This is a genomic window from Alsobacter soli, assembly GCF_003004785.1.
GTDB lineage: Bacteria > Pseudomonadota > Alphaproteobacteria > Rhizobiales > Beijerinckiaceae > Alsobacter > Alsobacter soli.
In genome coordinates this window covers 1-20,112 of record NZ_PVZS01000008.1, presented here as the reverse complement: position 1 = coordinate 20,112, position 20,112 = coordinate 1, and the positions used below count along the sequence as shown (strand labels likewise).

Genomic DNA, 20,112 nt, shown 5'->3' with positions numbered 1-20,112 from the left:
CCCGGCGTGTGGATTGCTTCGTCGCTGTGCTCCTCGCAAGGACGCAGGAGCGAAATTGCACGCGCATCACTGGTTCTGGCGCGCAAGGTTTCGAAGAGCCGCATTCGCATCCCGGCGACTGGGCCCGCCATGGCGCGCAGGCGCGGCTTGGTGTACCACAGCCGCATGACCCACGACGCCTACCCCGACGACCTCATCCGCGGCATCCTGCACAACGTGAAGACCATCGCGCTGGTGGGCTATTCGGCCAACTCGGCGCGGCCGAGCTGGATCGTGACCAAGTACCTGCTGGAGCGCGGCTACACGGTCGTCCCGGTGAACCCGGGACTCGCGGGCCAGCAGCAGTTGGGCCAGACGGTCTACGGCAGCCTGAAGGACATCCCCTTCCCGATCGACATGGTCGAGATCTTCCGCAACTCGGAAGCCGCAGGGCCGATCACGGACGAGGCGCTGGCGCTGGACCCGCTGCCCAAGGTGATCTGGATGCAGCTTTCGGTGCGCAACGACGAGGCCGCCGCCCGGGCCGAGGCCAAGGGCGTCACCGTGATCATGAACCGCTGCCCCAAGATCGAGTACGGCCGCCTGTCCGGCGAGATCGGCTGGCAGGGCATCAACTCCCGCATCATCTCGTCCAAGCGCGCCACCATGGCGGCGAAGGGCTTCCAGAAGCGCACCCTCGGGCCGCCGGGCGTGAATCCGTTCGGCACACGGCGCTAGCGGGTTTCGTTCGTAGCTGCGCTCCTCGCGATGACGGTTGGGGAGGCCGCCGGCGTTGACGCCCGAAATCGCGTTCTTTAAAACGAACGCCACTTTTTCTCCCAAGAATGACGCGGGCGCTCGACCCGCGCGCGACAGCGAGGACACAGCCATGACCGAGCCGAAAGCACCCGGCTTCAGCACTCTCGCGATTCATGCCGGCGCCGCCCCGGATCCGGCGACTGGCGCGCGCGCGACGCCGATCTACCAGACGACGTCCTTCGTGTTCGACGACGTCGACCACGCGGCCTCGCTGTTCGGCCTGCAGGCCTTCGGCAACATCTACTCGCGCCTTGGCAACCCGACCTGCGCGGTGCTTGAGGAGCGCGTCGCTGCGCTCGAGGGCGGCACGGCGGCTCTGGGCGTCGCCTCCGGCCACGCGGCCGAGTTCCTGGTGATGCACACCCTGCTGCAGCCGGGAGACGAGTTCATCGCCTCCAAGAAGCTCTATGGCGGCTCGATCAACCAGTTCAATCACTCGTACAAGAACTTCGACTGGCGGGTGAAGTGGGCCGACCCGGATGACCTCTCCACCTTCGAGGCGGCCGTCTCCGAGAAGACCAAGGCGATCTTCATCGAGTCCATCGCCAACCCGGGCGGCGTGATCGTCGACATCCAGGCCATCGCGGACATCGCCCACAGGGCGGGCGTGCCGCTGATCGTCGACAACACCATGGCCACCCCCTACCTGATCCGGCCCTTCGAGCACGGCGCCGACATCGTGGTGCACTCGGCGACCAAGTTCCTGGGCGGCCACGGCAATTCGGTCGCGGGCGTGATCGTGGACGGCGGCAGGTTCGACTGGATCAAGTCGGGCCGCTACCCGATGCTGTCGAAGCCGCGCCCCGAATACAACGGCATGGTGCTGGGCGAGACCTTCGGCAATTTCGGCTTCGCCATCGCCTGCCGCGTGCTCGGCCTGCGCGACCTGGGCCCGGCCCTGTCGCCGTTCAACGCCTTCATGATCCTGACCGGCATCGAGACCCTGCCGCTGCGCATGCAGCGCCACTGCGACAACGCGCTCAAGGTGGCGCAGCACCTGCAGCGGCATCCCAAGGTGGCGTGGGTCAGCTATCCGGGCCTGGAGGGCGACAAGTACAACGGGCTCGCCAAGCGCTACTCGCCCAAGGGAGCCGGCGCGGTGTTCACCTTCGGCCTCAAGGGCGGCTATGACGCCGGCGTGGCGCTCGTGTCGAACCTCAAGATGTTCTCGCACCTGGCCAATATCGGCGACACGCGCTCGCTGGTGATCCACCCGGCCTCCACCACGCACCGCCAGCTCACGGCGGAGCAGCAGACCCAGGCGGGCGCGGGTCCGGAAGTCGTGCGCCTCTCGATCGGCCTGGAGGACGTCGAGGACATCATCGCCGACCTGGACGAGGCGCTCGCCGCGAGCTGAGCGCAAGCTCGGCCGCCTTGATCCGGGTCATGGCGGCCGATTTCGAGATCGACCAGACAGGACGCGCTCGGGCTTCCCGGGCGCGTTTTCACGTCAGGATCGACCCATGTACAAGAAAATCCTCGTCCCGATCGACGGCTCGGAGCTGTCGGCGCGCGCCCTGGAGCAGGCCGGGACCCTGGCCAGGCAGCTCGGCGCCGGCGTCACGGTCCTGACCGTCACGCCGCGGGTGGCCGCGCTGTCCGTCGAGCCCTTCGCGGCCACCGCCATGGCGGAACAGAGCCAGGAGCTCTATGGCCGCGCGAGCCGCATCCTGGAGGAGGCGCTGGGCGCGCTCCAGCCGTTCGGCGTCGCGGTGGAGGCCACGCACATCCAGGACGACGATCCCTACAAGGCGATCATCGACGCGGCCCGGCAGCATGGCTGCGACCTCATCGCCATGGCGTCGCACGGGCGCTCCGGGATCGCGGCCGTCGTGCTCGGCAGCGTGACCACCAAGGTGCTCACGCACTCCAAGATCCCGGTGCTGGTGTATCGCTGAGCCGATCAGGCGCGCGTCAGGCGCCAGTGCACCGCCGACATGCCGAGCACCAGCATGGCGAAGGCCTGGTGGGCGAGGCCCAGCGGCAGGGGCACCATCTCCAGCAGCGTCAGGACGCCCAGCCCGGCCTGCGCCAGCCCGAGGCCGGCGATGGCGCTGGCGCGCCGGCACACGGGGGAGCCCGGCTGGCTCCGCCGCGCGGCCCACGCCTGTGCGAGCGCGAGCGCCACGACCGCGTAGGCGACCACGCGGTGGTTGAACTGCACCGTCATGGGGTTGTCGACGAGGTTCTCGAACCACGGCGCCTGCAGGAAGAGCGCCGAGAGCGGCGGGACGAAGTGGCCGTCCATGAGCGGCCAGGTGTTGAAGGTCAGGCCCGCCTTGGCGCCGGCGACGAGGCCGCCCAGCGCGATCTGGACGAGGACCAGCGCCAGCATGGCGCTCGCGAAGCGGCGCACGCCGGGCGTGGTGGCCTCGCGCTCGCGGCGCCCGAGGCCGGAGGCGACGGCCACGAGGCCGGCGAAGATGAGGCTGGCGGTCGTGAGATGCAGCATCAGCTTGACGGGGGCCACCGCCGTCATGCCGGGCTTCAGCCCCGACGCCACCATGATCCAGCCGATGGCGCCCTGGAGGCCGCCGAGGACGCCGAGCCCCGCAACGGTCAGGGCGAGGCGCCCGCGCAGGGCTCCGGAAAGGAGGAAGGCGACGAAGCCCAGGCCGAACACGAGGCCGATGGAGCGGCCCAGCTGCCGGTGGGACCACTCCCACCAGTAGATCTCCTTGAACTCGCCGAGCGTCATGCCTTTGTTGACGAGCTCGTACTGGGGGATCTGCTTGTACTTGTCGAACTCGACGTTCCAGGCCTGCTCGGTCAGGGGCGGGAGGGCGCCGGTGACGGGCTTCCACTCGGTGATGGACAGGCCCGAGCCCGTCAGGCGAGTCGCGCCGCCGACCACGACCATGGCGAAGACCAGCGCCGCCACGGTGAACAGCCAGATCCTGACGGCCCGCATCGCGCGCACGTTCCGGGCGGCGGGCGCGGCGGCGCGCGCGGCCTCGAAATCCTGGTCGACTGCCGAATAGGTCATGGTCCCATCCCAGAGGGGCGGCCTTGGCCGCGGCGAAAAACGCCGGGCCGGCGGACTTGATCGCTCGATGGGGCCGACACATAGTCCGCGCCGCTCCAGGCCACAATGGCCGCCGTCGCCGCAGGGCGACCAACCGGACAGGACCCGCATGCGGCGACGTCAGCGCAAGTTCATCGGCGCGGTGGCGATGATCGTCTTCGTCATCGTCTACGCCCTCGCCGTCATGGCGCTGGCCCAGGGCACGATCCGGGACGCCGGCAAGCTCGCCCAGGCGCTGTTCTACGTGGTCGGCGGCCTTGCCTGGGTGCTGCCGCTGATGCCGCTGATCAAGTGGATGGAGCGCCCCGATCCCGAGGACGTGTGAAGCCGCCCCCAGGCGCCGACGTCAGGCCACGTTGAGGCGTCGGCCGCGATTCCAGAGCCAGAAGGGGACGCCGCTCAGCAGGGCCTCGAACTGCCCGACGTTCTGGAACAGGCCGTTCACGGACAGGCGCGGCAGCGCCGTCAGGGCGCCGGCATGCTCCGGAAAGAGCATGCCCGGACGGGTCGTCACCGCGCTGCGGAAGCCAAGCTCGCGGGCCATGGCGAATTCGCGCGGCCCTGCCGAGGTCGGATCCCCCACCGGGTAGGCCAGATGCCGCACAGCCTGGCCGAGCTCGCGCTCGATGGCGGCCCTGGACTCTGCGATCTCGGCTCGCGCGACCGCGGCGTCGTGCTTGGCGAGCATCGGATGCGTCATCGTGTGCGCGCCCACCGCGATTAGCGGATCGGCGGCCAGGCGGCGCAGGCCGTCCCAGTCCAGGCACAGCCGTTCGGTCGTGGCCAGGCTGTCGATCCCCTGCTCGGCCGCGAGCCGGCCGATGACGGCGAGCATCTCCCCTTCGGGAAGCCCCCGCAGACGCCAGTACAGGGTTTCGAATGCGGCGCTCTTCTCAACCGCTGCGCCTGCCGGCAGATCGAAGCGCTCTTCACCGATCGACAGCCGCACGCGGTCGGCCCGGCCGATCGCGCCCTCCAGGTCGCACCACCACAGGCCGACCTGCCGCTCGGCGAATCCCGGCGTGACGAACACCGTCGCGGGTGCGCCGTGGCGGCGCAGCACCGGCAGCGCATACTCCAAGTTGTCCCGATAGCCGTCGTCGAAGGTGATCGCCAGCACCGGCGCGCCCTCCCCGCCCCGCTCGACCCGGTCGACCGCCTCGTCCAGCGTGACGAAGCGGAATCCGAGTTCGGCGGCGTGCGCCAGCGCCTGGTCCAGGAATGCGGGCGTCACCTCCAGGAGCCGGTTGGGCGCGTAGGCCCGCTCCATCCAGGGGCGGACATGGTGAAGCATGAGGATGGCGCCCAGACCGCGCAGGCGGGGTCCTGTCCGCCGCGCGACGCCCAATCGCCCCAGCACCGTGAGCGCGTGAGCGAAAACCTGATGCTTCAACCCCAAGTAGATTATCCGGTTACGAGCGACTTAGCGTTCGCTGCTGGTCAAAATCTTTACCGGTCCCGCGTTAAGCTTGGCTTAAAGCTTTCGTTGACCATCCCGCATGGCTGCGGCGAATGTCCGCCAGCAGCCGACGCAGGAGCCTCATGTCCGCCGCCCTGGCCATGTCCCCAGACTGGACCCGCATCGCGGTCCACAGCCTTCCGCGACGCGCGGAGGCGGAGTGGCGCGCGCTCGAGGCCACAGGCCTTTGCACCCCGTACCAGCGTTACGACTGGCTCGCGGCCTGGTACGAGACCGTGGGCCAGGCGCGTCGACTGCAGCCGGCCATCGTCACGATTCATGGACCTGGCGACAGTCCGGCAGCCCTGTTTCCGCTGGTGATCGATTCGAGCGGCCCCGCCAGGGTGGCGCGTTTCGCTGGTGGGAAGCACTGCAACGCCAACATGGGCGTGTACGCGGCCGACTTCGCCCCGCGCCTCGACTCGACACGGGCCGCAGCCCTCCTGTTCGCGATGGGAGAGAGCCTGCCTGGCGTCGACGCTTTCGACCTGCGGTCCCAGCCCGTCGCCTGGGCAGGTTTCGCCAATCCGCTCGCCTGCCTGGGCGGGGCCCGTGAGGCGGAGCAAGCCTTCGCGCTGACGCTCCAGGCCGGAGAAAGCCCGGACGCGCTCGCGCGACGCCTTCTCGGCAAGGACAGTCGCAAGAAGCTGGCGAAAAAGAAGCGCTGGCTCCAGGAGATCGGCCCCACCGCGCTGCACAGGGCGCAAACCGCGGCTGAGGCGAAAGAGATCCTCGAGGCCTTTTTCCGCCAGCGCGCCGCCCGCTTCGCCGAGCGGGGCATGGGCAACCCGTTCGCGTGCCCGGCGACCCAGGATTTCCTCCGGCGTGCCGCCCTGTCGGGCCTCGGGCAGGGCCGCCCGGCCCTGGAGCTCTACGCTCTTCGCTGCGGGGACCGGATCGCGGCCACTTTCGGCGGCTGCAGCGACGGGCGCCGGCTCAGCGGAACCTTCATCTCGTTCGAGCCCGACCCGGCCCTGATGCGATCGAGCCCCGGCGAGTTGCTGACGATGGAGCTGGCGCAGGCGGCCCTGAGCCGCGGTCTGGCGGAATTCGACCTCGGCATGGGGGACGAGGGCTACAAGCGGCACGTATGCCCGGAGCAGGAGCGGCGGGTGGACGTGATCACGCCGGTCACCCCGCTCGGGCACGCGGTCGCCTTCGCGCTGCGCGGCGCCGGGCGCGTGAAGCAGCTGGTGAAGCGCGACGACCGCGTCCTGCGCACCGTGCGGAGAGCGTTCCGGCTCGTGAGCAGCTTCTGACCGCCATGAAGGCGGCGGGCGGCCTCAGGCCGCCACGCCCTTCTCCTGCCACCAGGAAAGCCAGGCGGTCCGCAGGCCGGAATGGCTGAACTGGCGAGCGAGTTCGTCGACTTCGGCCGGCGCGCCACCCGGCCCGGCGACGATCACGGCCAGTTCGGCGTTGCCCAGCATCGCCTCGAGCGCATCGCGACTGGGGGCGCCGTCACGGGGATAGGGCCCGGCGACCAGAACGCCGTCATAGGTCTGTCCCAGGGCCCCCAGCGCCAGCTCCAGGCCCTGCGCCTGATCCACAAGCGCTGAAGCGTCCAAGGCGCCGGCGGAAACCAGGTGGAGCCGGGACGCGGGGTCACGGTGGATCACCTGGACGAAGGACGCCTGCCCGGCGACCAGCTCGGCGAAACCTGCGCCGGCCCGCGCCTGGGACGTGGCGTCGCCGTCCACCAGGACAACGCGCCGCGTGCGCGAGAGGCTGCGTCCGACGGTCAGCGCGGCGTCGCGCGCCGAGGCGCCCGCCGTTGGGACGAAGACGCACCGGAACGGCGAGGCCGCGTGGGCCGCAAGTTCGACCTCGCGGGCCAGGTCGCTGACCTGCACCTGCTGGCAGGCGACCGCAGAGGCCGAGGCCTCTCCGGCCAGCGCCGCCTTCGGCGCAACCAGGTCGTCGCGGTCTGCGGCTTCGGCGGCCGCCACAGCCCGGGCGAAGGCCGACTCGACAGGGGCAGCCGAGGGGGGGACGGGCTCCGGATCCGGCTCCCACTTGGCTTCCCGGTTCCGGCGTGGCTTCGGCTGCCAGCCCAGGTCCTCGTCGGCGCGGGCCACGGCGCGGCCAAGCGGCTCGGCTGCGGGAGCAGGCGCGGCCGGGGCCGTGAAGGCGCGCCCGGACAGCAACTCGGCCGTCACCACGCCCACCGTGGTGACCAGGAAGGTCGCCAGCGTGGCGATGATGATGGTGGGCAGCTTCTTGGGGAAGGACGGGAAGACCGGCGGATCGGCGCGCTGCACGATGCGCGCGTCCGGCGGGGTCGCCTCCTTCGACTCCCGCGCGCTGGCCTCGCGGTAGCGGGTCATCATGGCCTCGAGCTGCTCGCGCTGGGACTTGGCCTCGCGCTCCAGGGCCCGCAGCTCCACTTCCTTCTCGCCGGCGGCGATGCTCTGCTGCTTGGTCGCCTCCAGGGCGGCGGCCAGCGCGTCGACCCGCCCGGCTGCGATGCGGGCGTCGTTCTCCAGCGTGCGCACCGCCTTGCTGGCGGCCGCCGTGATCTGGGCGTCGATGTCGGCGAGCTGCGCCTGCAGCTCCTTGATTCGCGGATGTCCGGGCAGCAGCGAACGCGACTCGAGCGCGAGCTGCGCCTTGGCCGTGGTGCGATCCGCCACGAGCTTGCGCACGAGCTCGTTGTTGGCCACCTCGGAGATATCGAGCGTGCGCCCGCTGGCCAGCGCTTCGCGCAGGAGCTTGGCCTTGGCCTGGGCGTCAGCCTGGGCGGCCCGCACCTGATTGAGCTGCGTGCTCAGCTCGGCCAGCTGCTGCTGCTGGAGGGTGGCGTTGTTGGTGGCGATGATGATGCCGGCCTGGGCGCGGAACGCCTCCACCTTGGCCTCGGCGTCGGCCACCTTCTGGCGCAGGGGCTCGATGGCGCCGTTGAGCCAGCTGCTCGCGGAGCGCGCGATGCGCTGCTTGGCCTCTTCCTGCATCTCCAAGTAGATGTCCGCGACCGTGTTGGCGCCGCGGGCGGCAAGGTCCGGATCTTGCGACGTGAATTCGATGGCGATCACGCGAGACTGGCCCACCGGGAAAGCAGTGACGCGCTCCACGAAGCGGTCGATCAGCCGCTCGGAGTCGTTCGCGCGCACCAGCCCCAGGGAAGCCAGAAGGTTGGTCGCCGCGCCGAACAGCGAGGCGCTCCTGTCGAACTCGGGATTGCCCTGGAGACCCAGGCGATCGACGGCGCGCTTGGCGAGGTCGCGCGAGGAGATCACCAGCACCTGGCTGGCGGCCTCGCGCTCGTCGATCTGGATCTGGGAGTCACGCTCCGGGGTGGAGCCCGGCCGCGTGTAGTAGTTGTCGCCCGGCTGGAGAAGCACCCGGGCGTCGGCCGTATAGCGCGGCGTCGCCGTGGTGACGAAAAAGGCGGAGCCGCCACAGGCGATCATCACCGGCAGGACGATCCAGGCGCTGCGACGCTTCAGCGCCCGCCAGATCTGTCCGGCGTCCAGGTCGCCGCCTGCGGCTTGTCCGGGCCCGGCGTACGCCATCACTCCACCTCACGCGTCGACTGAACGATTGATAAATCATGGTCACCGTTGAGTTTCGATGTGGTTAAGCGCGCGACCGCCAATCCTTAGGCTTTATTAACCATAGGGACGCACAACATCGCCCGTCGACCGCCCTGCCCAGCGAGTCCCCGATGTCGCGTCGCCAGTTCCTCGTCCTTCTCGGAGCCGCCGCTCTCGCCGGCTGCGCCCCGCAGGCCGCGCCTCCGGCAGGTTTCGCCGAGGGTCTGGACGCGCCCTACACCCTGGCGAGCGGCGATCGCCTGCGCATCATCGTGTTCGGCCAGGACAACCTGTCCAACAGCTACGCCGTGGACGGCTCCGGACGGGTCTCGCTGCCCTTGATCGGGCCGGTGCAGGCGGGCGGGCTCACCACCCCCCAGCTCGAACGCGCCATCGAAGCGAAACTTCGCAACGGCTTCCTGCGGGAACCCCGCGTGTCGGTGGAAGTCGAGCAGTACCGCCCCTTCTTCATCCTCGGCGAGGTCACCACGGCCGGCCAGTACCCCTTCGTGAACGCCATGACGGTGCAAACCGCAGTGGCCATCGCCGGCGGGTTCTCGCCCCGGGCCCTGCGCACCCAGGCCGACATCACCCGCCAGATCGGCGGACGGCTGGTCACCGGCACGGTGCCCGTGACATTCCCGGTCCGCCCCGGCGACACCATCATGGTGCGCGAGCGGTGGTTCTAAGCGCCCGGATGGCCCAGGCTCCGCTCCGGATCGTCCATGTGTTCCGCGCCCCGATGGGCGGGCTGTTCCGGCATGTGCTCGACCTGTCCGAGGCGCAGGCCCGGACGGGGCACGCCGTGGGGATCATCTGCGACAGCGGCGGCTCGCCCCGGGCGGACGAGGCGCTCGGGCGGCTTTCGCCGCTGCTCGCCCTGGGACTGCATCGCGTCGCGATGCCTCGAGAACCGGGGCCAGGCGACGCGGTCGCCCTCGCCCGGGTGGGCCGCATCGTCCTCCGCGCCCGGCCGGACATCGTGCACGGCCATGGCGCCAAGGGCGGCTTCTATGGCCGCCTCGCCCCGGCCGGATGGCGGCGCGTCGGCCGCATCTACACGCCGCACGGCGGCAGCGCGCATTATGGACCCGACAGCCTGGCCGGCAGGGCCTACACGTTGATCGAACGCGCCCTGGCCCAGCGTACCTCCGTATTCACCTTCGAAAGCGAGTTCGTCGCGGAGCGCTTCGAGGCCATGCTCGGCGACGCTCCGCACGCCGCGACCGTGGTGCGCAACGGCCTTGCCGAATTCGAATTCGAGCCCGTCGGCGAGGACCCGGACGCGGCCGACGTGCTTTTCCTGGGAGAGTTCAGGCGCCTCAAGGGCGTGGACACCCTGCTCGACGCGCTCTCCCTGCTGCGGGCGAGGCTGCCCTGGGAGCCCTCGGCCCTTCTCGTCGGCGCCGGACCGGACGAGGCCTCCTACCGGGCCCAGGTCCAGCGGCTCGAATTGCGGGCCGTCTCCTTCCGCCCGCCCATGCCGGCTCGGCAGGCCTTCCGGCTGGGTCGCCTCATGGCCGTTCCGTCCCGCGCCGAGTCCCTGCCCTATGTGGTCATCGAGGCTGCGGCCGCCCACCGGCCCTTGGTGGCGACGCGGGTCGGCGGCGTTCCGGAGATCCTGGGGCCGCATCGCGACCGCCTGATCGCGCCGGACGACCCCGGCGCGCTCGCCGCGGCCATCGAGGCCATGCTGCTCAAGTCCGATGACGAGCGGATGGCCGAAGCCGCCGCCCTGGCGCGGCATGTGGAGCAGTCTTTCTCCATCGAGGCCATGGCGACGGGCGTCGAGGCCGCGTACCGCAAGGCGCTGGCCCGGGTTTAACGGTTCCGTCAGCGATCCTGCGTATGGTCCAGCCTGCATTTTGGGCAGGAGCGCGGGCCGGACGGCCCTGGCAGGGACATGGCGAAACTCGGGATCGACGATCTCTTGCGGCACGACGCCGGGCTCGCCGCGGCGCCGCGACCGGGCCCCCGCCGGCCCATGAGCGCGGTCGCCGAGTCGATCGCGTCCCATCCCCGCCGGTCCGCCATGTCCGCCACCATCCTGTCCGGACTGGTGGGACTGACCGAGTTCATCCTTCTCGTGGGCGGCGGCCTGCTGCTCCGCTCCGCGTACCTGCGGACGGGCCTGGCGCCGGACGCGCCCTACGCCGCCCTGGTGATCGGCTCCGCCCTGGGCCTGGTGGTGGCCCTGCAATACCTCCACGCCTATGACCTCGCCAGCCTGCGGGGCGCAGTCTCGCGCGTCATGAGCGTGCTGGCGGCCTGGTCCGGGGTATGCCTCGTGGGCCTGGCGCTCGCCTTCGCGTTCAAGCTGGGGGACCAGATCTCCCGCTTCTGGTTCGGAGCCTGGTATCTCTACGGCCTCCTCGCGCTCCTGCTGTCGCGGCTCGGCGTGCGCCTGGTCGTCAAGCGCATGCTGCGCGACGGGTTGCTCGACCGCCGCACGGCCATCGTGGGCGGCGGCCCCGCCGCCGAGAGCCTGCTGCGCACCCTCGACGCGCAGGCCGATTCCGAGGTGCGCGTGCTGGGCGTGTTCGACGACCGGGACGAGCAGCGCTCGCCCGAGAGCGTGGCCGGCTATCCCAAGCTCGGCTCCACGGACGACCTCGTCGACTTCGTGCGCCGCGCGAAGCTCGATCTCGTCATCTTCACCCTCCCGATCACGGCGGAAGACCGCATCCTGAGCATGCTGCGCAAGCTGTGGGTGCTGCCGGTGGACATCCGCCTCTCGGCCCATCAGAGCAAGCTGCGCCTGCGGCCGCGCTCGTACTCGTATATCGGCTCCGTCCCGGTGCTGGCCGTCACCGACCGGCCCATCGCCGACTGGGACGTGGTGTTCAAGTGGCTGTTCGACCGGATCGTCGGTGGCCTGCTGCTCCTGGCGCTCGCGCCCGTGATGCTGCTCACCGCGTTGGCGGTGAAGCTCGATTCGCCGGGGCCGGTGTTCTTCCGCCAGCGCCGGTACGGGTTCAACAACGAGCTGATCGAGGTCTTCAAGTTCCGCTCGATGTATGTCGAGCAGTCGGACGCCACCGCGTCCAGGCTGGTGACAAAGGGCGACCCGCGGGTGACCCGCGTCGGCCGCTTCATCCGCAAGACCTCGCTGGACGAGCTGCCCCAGCTCATCAACGTGGTGCTCAAGGGCGACCTGTCGCTGGTCGGCCCCCGCCCCCACGCGGTGAACGCCAGCGCCGAGAACCAGCGCTACGACGCCATCATCGACGGCTACTTCGCCCGGCACCGGGTGAAGCCCGGCATCACCGGCTGGGCCCAGATCAAGGGCTGGCGCGGCGAGACCGACACCTTCGAGAAGATCCAGAAGCGCGTCGAGCACGACCTCTACTACATCGAGAACTGGTCCGTGTTCTTCGACCTCTACATCCTGCTGGCGACGCCCTTCGCGCTCGCCAAGACGGAGAACGCGTATTGAGCCTGGGGGCCGCGACCGCCGCCGGCGGGTCGGACCTGGTCCGCCCGCAGACCGCGCGGGGGATCCCCGTCCGGGCGCTGCAGAACGGCATCCTCTGGCTGCTCGTGTTCTCGGGCTGCATCGTCTTCATCGAGCCGTCGCCCTTCGAGATCGTCTTCGTGCTGGCCGCCCTCGCCTTCCTGGCGACGGGGCTGAAGCTGCCGCGCGAATCCCTGCCCTATCTGGGCCTGATGACCGCCTTCAACCTGGGCGGCGCGATCTCGCTCGTCGAGTTCACGCACGACCCGAAGGCGATCACCTTCGTGGCGATCTCGTTCTACCTGCTGTTCGTGACGATGTTCTTCGTCATGCTGATGCTGGACCACACGGAGGCGCGCCTGCGCGTGATCCAGCGGGCGCAAATCGTGGCGGCCGTGCTCGCGGCGGTCGCGGGCGTCCTGGGCTACTTCAACGTGGCCGGGCTCTCCGCGGTGTTCACCCAGTTCGGCGGGAGCCGCGCGTCCGGGCCGTTCAAGGATCCGAACGTGTTCGGGCCGTTCCTGACGGTTGCGGCCACCTTCCTGTTCCACGCGGTGGTGTGCGGGCGCGCCCGGCGCCTCTGGGTGAGCCTGCTCACGCTCGGGCTGCTGAGCTTCGCGGTGCTGATCTCCTTCTCCCGCGGTGCCTGGGGCGTCTACGCGCTGAGCCTGATCCTGGTGGTGGGCCTGAACCTGCTGACCTCCCGGAGCTGGGCGCAGCGGCGGCGCATCGCCATCGTGGCGGCGGTCGGATTGGCCGGCGTCGTCGCCGCGGGCCTGGGGGCGCTCTCCGTGCCGACCATCGGCAAGATGGTGGAGGAGCGCAGCGTCCTCCTGCAGAGCTACGACCAAGGCGAGACGGGCCGCTTCGGCAACCAGCGGCGCTCGATCCCGATGCTGCTCGACCTGCCGAACGGCTTCGGCCCGCTGCAGTTCGACAAGCGCTTCGGCGAGAACCCGCACAACGTCTTCATCTTCGCCTTCAGCTCCTACGGCTGGCTGGGCGGGATCTCCTACCTGGCGATCATCCTGGTCACCTGCGCCATCGGCTGGCGGCTGGTGTTCCAGCGGACGCGGGTCCAGAGCGACGCCATCGCGGTCTGGTCCTGCCTGTTCCCGCAGATCCTGCAGGGCTTCCAGATCGACACCGACCACTGGCGGCATTTCTGGATGCTGATGGGGATCCTGTGGGGCCTCGCGATCGTGGCGAGCCGGGAGCGGGCCGCCTCGCGCTCGCCGGCTGCCGTCAGCGCTTGATCGCGCCCGCCGGAGCCGATTTCAGGCGAAGCGGTCGAAAAGCCTGGAATAGGCCCGCGCGGCTTCGTCCCAGTCGAAGCAGGCGGCTCGCTCGTGGCCCCTGGCGACGAGGCTGGCCCGAAGGTCCTGCCCCTCGGTGAGCGCGACGATTCCGCGGCCGATGGATTCGGCCGACGCGGGATCGACCAGCAGCGCCGCGCCGCCGGCCACCTCGCCAGTGGAGCTGGCCTCGCTTGTCAGGACCGCCGTGCCGCAGCGCATGGCCTCGATGATCGGCAGGCCGAAACCCTCGTAGAGCGAGGGAAACAGGAAGGCCTCCGCCCCGCTCATCAGCGCGGCCATGTCGTCGTCCGGCACGAAGCCAAGGTGACGCACGCGCGGCATGGCGGCGAGGTCCTGCTGGCGGCCGAACACGTGGGCGCGGCCGGTGAGCCCGAACACGACGAGCTCCAGGTCGCCAGGCGTCCGCTGCGCCACCGCGCTCCAGGCCTCGAGAGTCCGGGACAGGTTCTTGCGGGGGTCCGACGTGGCCTGCATCAGGAGGTAGCGCCCGGCGATCCCGAAGCGGGCGCGCACGGCATCGACCTCCGCCGGAGGCCGCGGCCCGAAACGGGGCGAGACGCCGTTGTAGATCAGGCTCACCTTGTCCTCGGGCAGGCCCAGGCGGTCGATGATGCGGCCGCGGGAGAACTCGGAAACCGTGACCACGTGCGTCGCGCGGCGCAGCAGCAGCGGGATCAGCGCCTGGTAGGCGCGCACGAAAGAGGGCGCGAAGAACTCCGGGATGTCGAAGAAGGCGATGTCGTGCAGGGTCACGATCTGGCGCGCATAGGCCACCGGTCCGGTCGCCGACGGCGACCACAGCAGGCGCCCTCCGGCGCGGAACGGCAGCACGGCCTGTTCCCAGAGGTGGCCCTTGGCGCCCCGCAGCGGCCGCGCCGGCGACAGCCGGTCGAGCTGCGGCAGGCGCTGCATGAGTTCCAGGGTCATGCGCTGCTGGCCGCCCGTCTCGAAGACCGCGGCCCGCGTGTTGACCACGACCTTGCCCGCGCCCACCCCCGCCGCGGCAGGACGCGGCGGCGAGCTCTCGCGGGCGTCTTGCCCGGAGGCCGGCAGGAAGGCGGAAAGGTTCATCGGATCCCAGGTGAAGATGCGGACGAAATCCGATCCTAGCTACGAGCGGTTGCGATTTGCTTACGCGAACCGGGAGGGTCGAGTTGCGTTCACGCGTCGATCCGGAACGGGGGCGGAGGCTGCAGGCTGGCGCTGAAGGCTTCGGCGATGCTGCTGGCCTGCCTTTGGCGCTGCCGGAACATGTAGATCGGCACGAGGATCTTCGGCTCGAAGGGCCGGAACACCAGGTCGGCCGTCCGCTTCACCCGGGCCGTCTCGGAATCGACCACCCCCACGCCGAGGCCTCTCTCCACCATGGCGCAGACGGTCAGTCCGAGGCTGACGTCGATCACCGACCGGAGCGGCGCGCCCGCCGCCTCCATGGCGGCCACGAGCCTGCGACGGAATTCGTCCGCCGGACCCAGAGCGATGATGGGCTCGCCCGCCAGATCGTCCGCCGTGATGCTGTCCTTCTCCCCTAGACGGTGCCCGGCCGGCAGGGCGATCAGGCCTTCCAGGTCGAACAGCTTGCGGCGGGACAGGTTGGTTTCCTCGCTGCGGATCTGGGCGATGCCGATGTCGATCTCCCCGGACCCCACGAGGCGGACGGCGTCGGCCGAATTGTCCGAGTAAAGCGACAGCGTGACGCCCGGGTGCGCCTTGGCGAAGCGCGCCGCCATGGTCGGCAGCCAGTCGACGCTCAGCGTCGGGATCGCGGTCACCACCACCCTGCCCTGCTTGCTGTCCCGCAGGCCGCCGGCGAAGCGCTTGAGGTTCTGCATGCCGAAATAGGTGCGCTCGACCTCGGCGTAGAGGGCGCGGGCCTCGTCGGTCGCCGCGATGCCCTTCGTCGTGCGCACGAACAGCTGCAGCCCGAGGTCGAGTTCGAGGAGCCTGAGGGCTTTGGTCACGGCCGGCTGGGAGATCCGGAGAATGTCAGCGGCGCCGGTTATGGAGCCGCTGTCCATGATGGCTTTGAAAATTTCCACCTGTCGGTAGTTCATGCCCGAACGCCATAACCACGGGTGATGACTATGGGAAGATTAGTGATTTGAGGCAATGCCGGGTTTCGTATCTCCTACTTTAGTCGCTGTCCTCCGCCCCTGATCGATCAGCGGAGCGCCAGCGCCCCATCAGGCTGAAACCGCGCCGCCGGAGCCGTTCCGGGGTTCGCGCAGTGCTGATCCCCCGCGGACATCAACGACCGACTAGCATTGGGGAACCACGGCTATGGAGAAGCTGCGTCTTGTTCGTTGCGCCACCGTCATCGCCGCCGCGATGATGGCGTCCACCGCCCTGGCCGAGCCAAAGGGCGTGCTGAGGGTGGCCGTCGGCGCCGATCCCGCGACTTTCGATCCGGCTTTCAACGACCTCCCGGTCGCCAACGGAGTCGACCTCGCCGTGATGGACGGGCTCTTCCGCCTGGACGCCAAGAACAACATCCAGAAGAACCTCGCGACCGATTACGCCTGGTCGCCGGACGGCAAGGTCTTCACCGTAAAGATCAAGACCGGCCGCAAGTTCAGCAATGGCGACCCGCTGGACGCCGCCGCCGTGGCCGCGAGCTTCAACCGCCTGCTCGACGAGAAGGTCGGCTCCATCTACCGCGGGCTCTACGCCTCGCTCGGGCAGGCCAAGGCCGTGGGCGACGACACGGTGGAGTTCCACCTGTCCGAGCCCAACGGCCACGTCCTCATGCTGCTCGCCAACACGGCCGCCAGCATCGTCAACGTGAAGGCGGTCGCCTCCATGGGCGCCGAATACGGCCGCAAGCCGGTCGGCAGCGGCCCGTACATGGTCGAGAAATTCGTCGGCGGCGAGAGCTTCCGCCTCGTGCCCAACCCGAACTACGCGGGCGATTTCCCCGCGACCCTGAAGGCCATCGAGTACACGGTCGTGCCGGAGGACGGCGCCCGCATGGCGCTGCTGGAGACCGGAGAGGCCGACGTCGTCGAGCGCGTCCCGCCCGAGTCCATGGACGCCATCAACGCGCTCAAGGACGCCAAGGTCATCAACCCGCCCAGCATGTTCTCGATCAACATGGAACTGGTGCTGCGCGGCCCGTTGCAGGACGTGCGCGTCCGCAAGGCGCTCAACATGGCGCTGGATCGCGAGGGAATGACCAAGGGCATCCTGGGCGGACTCGGCACACCCTCCGTTGGCATGGTCGGCCCCGGCACCCAGGACGAACTGCGCCGGACCTTTGCGCCCATCCCCTTCGACCCCGAGGGCGCCAAGAAACTCCTGGCCGAGGCCGGCTACAAGCCTGGCTCCCTCACCCTCACGATGACCTGCCCCATGGGCCGCTACATCAAGGACGCCCAGGTCTGCCAGGCGCTCGCCGGCTCGTTCGAGGCGATCGGCGTCAAGGCGACCGCCAACGTCGTGGACCGCGGGACGTGGAGCAAGGTGGTCGGGCTCGATCCCGCAGCCCGCACGGACAACATGGGCATGGTCGGTCGCGCCACGGCCGGCATGGACTACACGCTCTATCGCCTGTTCAAGACCGGCGTCGGGGCCAACCGCACCGGCTACAGCAATCCCAAGGTGGACGAACTTCTGGCGGAGGGCCGGAGCACGACCGATCTGGCGAAGCAGAAGGAGATCTACGGCGAGATCCAGAAGATCATCTGGGACGACGCCCCGTTCGTGTTCCTCTGGTACCAGACCCAGGCCCTCGGCGTGGCCAACAAGGTTCAGGGCCTGGAAGTCCAGCCCAACGAGACGCTGGTGTTCGACAAGGTCACCCTGAAGTAGCCCCCAAACTCCGGTGACCGGCCATGTCTATCCCCCGACGCCTGGCCCAGGCCATTCCGACCCTGTTCATCGTCTCGCTGCTCGTCTTCTTCTTCATGGACATGATCCCCGGCGACCCCGCCCAGATGCTGGCGGGGCCGGGAGCCACCAATGAGGAAGTCGCGAGCATCCGCGAGTTCCTGGGCCTGAACCAGCCCGTGATGACCCGCTATGGCCTGTTCATCAAGGGCCTGTGGGACCCGTCCGTCGCCACCTCCTTCCGGACCCACCGGCCGGTGGCGGTGGAGTTGGCCGAGCGGCTTCCCAACACGCTGGTCGTGGCGGTGGGCGGCCTCGCGCTCGGCCTCGTCGTGGGCACGATCTCGGGCGTGGTCTGCGCCATGCGGCAGGGCGGCCTCGCGGAGGCGGCGATCACCGTCCTCACCCTGGCCGGGATCTCCATGCCGATCTACTGGCTGGGCCTGCTGTGCATCTGGCTCTTCGCCGTCCATCTCGGCTGGCTTCCCGCCGCGGGAGCGGCGACCCCGATGCACTTCGTGCTCCCGATCCTGGTGGTCGCCACGCGGCCCACGGCCATGTTCAGTCGGCTGATCACGGCCAACCTGCTGGAGGCGTTGAGCAAGGATTACCTAGACACGGCCCGGGCCAAGGGGCTCAGCGAAACCCGCGTCATCATCGGACACGCCCTGCGCAACTCGCTGGTCGCGGCGGTGAGCGTCGCCGGCGTCCAGTTCGGCGGCATGCTCGGCGGCTCCGTGGTGACCGAGACGGTGTTCGGCATCCCCGGCGTGGGGCGCCTCCTGGTCGACGCCGTCACCCGGGCCGACTACCCGGTCGTCCAGTACACGATCCTGATGTTCGCGATCTTCTTCGTGCTCATCAACCTCGCGACCGACCTCATCACCCAGTGGCTCGACCCGCGCACCCGCGACCACGGGAGGACGGCATGACGGCCGCGGCGGACAACATCGGGGCGACCGGGGTTCCGGATCGCGCCGGAAGCCCGGCCCCGCGCCGGCGCTGGGCGACATTGCGGCTGCTGCTGTCGCAGCCCAAGGGCGTGGTCGGCCTGACGCTGGTGACGGCCTACCTCCTGCTCGCCGTTTTCGGGCCCATGCTCGCGCCGCTGGACCCCTTCCGGCAGAACTTCGCGCTCACCCTGAAGCCGCCATCGGCCGCCCACTGGTTCGGCACGGACCAGCTCGGCCGCGACGTGTTCAGCCGCATCCTGGTCGGGGCCCGCGCCACGCTTGGGGTGGGGGTTGGCGGGGTCGCCTTCGCCTTCGTGATCGGCGTGCCGCTCGGAGTCCTCGCCGCGTGGCGGCGCGGCTGGGTGGACACGCTCGTCATGCGCGCGGTCGACGTGATGCTCAGCTTCCCGGACATTGTGTTCGCGCTGGCCATCGTGGCCATCCTGGGGGCCAACACCCAGAACGTCGTCATCGCGGTCGGCGTGGTCTCGGTCCCGATCTTCGCCCGCACGGCCCGCGCCGTGACGCTGAGCATCCTGGCCGAGCCCTATGTGGAAGGCATGGCCGCGCTCGGCGCCAGGCCCGGGCGCATCATCCTGCGCCACGTGCTGCCCAACATCTCCGGCACGTTGCTGACGCTCTCCACCCTGCTCTTCGCCTCCACGCTCCTGTCCGCCTCGGGACTGGGCTTCCTGGGGCTCGGCACGCAGCCGCCCTTCCCGGAATGGGGAACCATGCTGGGCGAGAGCCGCTCCTATATCCGCAGCCATCCCTACATGGCGACGTTCCCCGGCCTGTTCCTCGCGGGGTCGGCCCTGGCCTTCAACCTGCTCGGTGACGCGCTGCGCAGCGTGTACGACCCCGCCAGCCGGCGTGTCGCCCGAAGCCGCTCCTGGCTGGCCCTTCTGCGCGGCCGCGACCAGGCGGGCGCCGGGCTGGACCCCAAGCAGGCCGACCTTTCCGCGGCCGTGTCGGTGCGCGGCCTGCATCTGGCCTTCCGCACCGGCGCGGGGCCGCTGGAGGTGGTCCGCGGCGTGGACCTGGACATCCAGCCCGGCCGCACCCTGGCGGTGGTGGGCGAGTCGGGGTCGGGCAAGACGACGCTGCTCCGCGCCATCGCCACCCTCGCCAACCCCGAGCAGGTGGCGGTCACGGCCGGGACCATCTCGGTCGCCGGCGAACCCGCGGTTGGGCTCTCGCCCGCCGCGCTCCAGGACCTGCGCCGGCGCAGGATCGGGGTCGTGTTCCAGGACCCCGCCGGCGCCCTCAACCCGGTGCTGACCGTCGGCGCCCAGCTGGCCGAGGCCGTCCGCGTGGGGACCGACCTCGACGCCGCCTCGGTCCGCAGCCGCTGCGTGGATCTGCTGGCCGACGTCGGCATCGCCGATCCCGAGCGGCGCCTGGACATGTATCCGCACCAGTTCTCCGGCGGCATGAAGCAGCGAATCGTGATCGCCATCGCGCTGGCGCAGAACCCGCAACTCCTGCTTGCGGACGAGCCCACCAGCGCGCTGGACGTCACCATCCAGCGCCAGATCCTCGCCCTCCTCCGCGACATCCAGCGCCGGCGCGGGATGGCGATCATGATCGTCACGCACGACCTCGCGCTCGCGGCGCGCTTCGCGGACGAGATCGCGGTCATGTACGCGGGCGCGGTGGTGGAGCGCGGGGACGCGGCGCGCGTGCTCGAGCGGCCGGCGCACCCGTACACGCAGGCGCTGCGCGCCGCGGCGCCGGGGGGCGCGG

17 protein-coding genes are annotated in these 20,112 nt (G+C 70.0%); 12 read left to right on the top strand and 5 right to left on the bottom strand.

Features of this window, described 5'->3' with window-relative positions:
• Positions 1 to 129: 129 nt before the first annotated feature.
• The 3 genes from SLNSH_RS08685 (at position 130) to SLNSH_RS08675 (ending at position 2,696) form a co-directional block, all read left to right on the top strand.
• Positions 130 to 717 carry a CoA-binding protein gene (locus tag SLNSH_RS08685; protein ID WP_106336290.1) on the top strand — a complete coding sequence of 196 codons (588 nt, stop codon included), beginning with the start codon at positions 130 to 132 and terminating at the stop codon, positions 715 to 717.
• Positions 718 to 868: 151 nt separating this feature from the next.
• Complete coding sequence (locus SLNSH_RS08680; RefSeq protein ID WP_106336289.1) at positions 869 to 2,155, top strand: O-acetylhomoserine aminocarboxypropyltransferase; 1,287 nt, start codon at positions 869 to 871, stop codon at positions 2,153 to 2,155.
• Between the two features lie 106 nt (positions 2,156 to 2,261).
• Positions 2,262 to 2,696, top strand: a complete 435-nt coding sequence (locus SLNSH_RS08675; protein ID WP_106336288.1) for a universal stress protein — start codon at positions 2,262 to 2,264, stop codon at positions 2,694 to 2,696.
• Between the two features lie 5 nt (positions 2,697 to 2,701).
• Here SLNSH_RS08675 and SLNSH_RS08670 read toward each other — a convergent pair whose 3' ends face one another.
• Entirely contained in the window at positions 2,702 to 3,784 is a 1,083-nt protein-coding gene (locus tag SLNSH_RS08670; RefSeq protein ID WP_106336287.1) for a COX15/CtaA family protein, read from the bottom strand.
• Between the two features lie 148 nt (positions 3,785 to 3,932).
• On the opposite strand from SLNSH_RS08670, the gene SLNSH_RS08665 reads away from it, so the two are divergent.
• On the top strand, positions 3,933 to 4,148 hold the full coding sequence (locus SLNSH_RS08665) for a DUF2842 domain-containing protein (RefSeq protein ID WP_106336286.1): 216 nt from the start codon (positions 3,933 to 3,935) through the stop codon (positions 4,146 to 4,148).
• 21 nt (positions 4,149 to 4,169) lie between these two features.
• Here SLNSH_RS08665 and SLNSH_RS08660 read toward each other — a convergent pair whose 3' ends face one another.
• The gene (locus tag SLNSH_RS08660) at positions 4,170 to 5,117 is read right to left on the bottom strand and encodes a polysaccharide deacetylase family protein (RefSeq protein ID WP_106336457.1); all 948 of its coding nucleotides are present in this window, start codon (positions 5,115 to 5,117) and stop codon (positions 4,170 to 4,172) included.
• Positions 5,118 to 5,365: 248 nt separating this feature from the next.
• On the opposite strand from SLNSH_RS08660, the gene SLNSH_RS08655 reads away from it, so the two are divergent.
• Positions 5,366 to 6,541, top strand: coding sequence for a GNAT family N-acetyltransferase (locus SLNSH_RS08655; RefSeq protein WP_158266724.1), 1,176 nt, complete (start codon positions 5,366 to 5,368; stop codon positions 6,539 to 6,541).
• 24 nt (positions 6,542 to 6,565) lie between these two features.
• On the opposite strand, the gene SLNSH_RS08650 is transcribed toward SLNSH_RS08655, so the two are convergent.
• A complete protein-coding gene (locus tag SLNSH_RS08650; RefSeq protein ID WP_106336284.1) occupies positions 6,566 to 8,794 on the bottom strand; it encodes a GumC family protein in 2,229 nt (742 codons plus the stop codon).
• 152 nt (positions 8,795 to 8,946) lie between these two features.
• Here SLNSH_RS08650 and SLNSH_RS08645 point away from each other — a divergent pair, with 152 nt between their 5' ends.
• The 4 genes from SLNSH_RS08645 (at position 8,947) to SLNSH_RS08630 (ending at position 13,525) form a co-directional block, all read left to right on the top strand.
• Positions 8,947 to 9,504 (top strand): polysaccharide biosynthesis/export family protein, encoded by a 558-nt coding sequence (locus tag SLNSH_RS08645; protein WP_106336283.1) that lies wholly within the window; start codon positions 8,947 to 8,949, stop codon positions 9,502 to 9,504.
• 8 nt (positions 9,505 to 9,512) lie between these two features.
• The gene (locus SLNSH_RS08640) at positions 9,513 to 10,640 is read left to right on the top strand and encodes a glycosyltransferase family 4 protein (protein WP_106336282.1); all 1,128 of its coding nucleotides are present in this window, start codon (positions 9,513 to 9,515) and stop codon (positions 10,638 to 10,640) included.
• A gap of 78 nt (positions 10,641 to 10,718) precedes the next feature.
• A complete protein-coding gene (locus SLNSH_RS08635; RefSeq protein WP_106336281.1) occupies positions 10,719 to 12,251 on the top strand; it encodes an undecaprenyl-phosphate glucose phosphotransferase in 1,533 nt (510 codons plus the stop codon).
• Positions 12,248 to 13,525, top strand: a complete 1,278-nt coding sequence (locus SLNSH_RS08630; RefSeq protein WP_106336280.1) for an O-antigen ligase family protein — start codon at positions 12,248 to 12,250, stop codon at positions 13,523 to 13,525. The genes SLNSH_RS08635 and SLNSH_RS08630 overlap by 4 nt, the downstream gene beginning before the upstream one ends.
• A 21-nt stretch (positions 13,526 to 13,546) precedes the next feature.
• On the opposite strand, the gene SLNSH_RS08625 is transcribed toward SLNSH_RS08630, so the two are convergent.
• Positions 13,547 to 14,659 carry a glycosyltransferase family 4 protein gene (locus SLNSH_RS08625; RefSeq protein ID WP_106336279.1) on the bottom strand — a complete coding sequence of 371 codons (1,113 nt, stop codon included), beginning with the start codon at positions 14,657 to 14,659 and terminating at the stop codon, positions 13,547 to 13,549.
• An 89-nt stretch (positions 14,660 to 14,748) separates the two neighbouring features.
• Positions 14,749 to 15,642, bottom strand: a complete 894-nt coding sequence (locus SLNSH_RS08620) for a LysR substrate-binding domain-containing protein (RefSeq protein WP_106336278.1) — start codon at positions 15,640 to 15,642, stop codon at positions 14,749 to 14,751.
• A 226-nt stretch (positions 15,643 to 15,868) separates the two neighbouring features.
• On the opposite strand from SLNSH_RS08620, the gene SLNSH_RS08615 reads away from it, so the two are divergent.
• From SLNSH_RS08615 to SLNSH_RS08605, 3 genes are all read left to right on the top strand, one after another.
• Positions 15,869 to 17,395: an ABC transporter substrate-binding protein gene (locus SLNSH_RS08615; RefSeq protein WP_106336277.1), complete on the top strand. Its 1,527-nt coding sequence runs from the start codon at positions 15,869 to 15,871 to the stop codon at positions 17,393 to 17,395.
• 23 nt (positions 17,396 to 17,418) lie between these two features.
• Positions 17,419 to 18,345 carry an ABC transporter permease gene (locus SLNSH_RS08610; RefSeq protein ID WP_106336276.1) on the top strand — a complete coding sequence of 309 codons (927 nt, stop codon included), beginning with the start codon at positions 17,419 to 17,421 and terminating at the stop codon, positions 18,343 to 18,345.
• Positions 18,342 to 20,112, top strand: a 1,771-nt coding sequence (locus SLNSH_RS08605) for a dipeptide/oligopeptide/nickel ABC transporter permease/ATP-binding protein (protein WP_146140225.1), incomplete at its 3' end; no start/stop codon positions are given. The genes SLNSH_RS08610 and SLNSH_RS08605, both read left to right, overlap by 4 nt.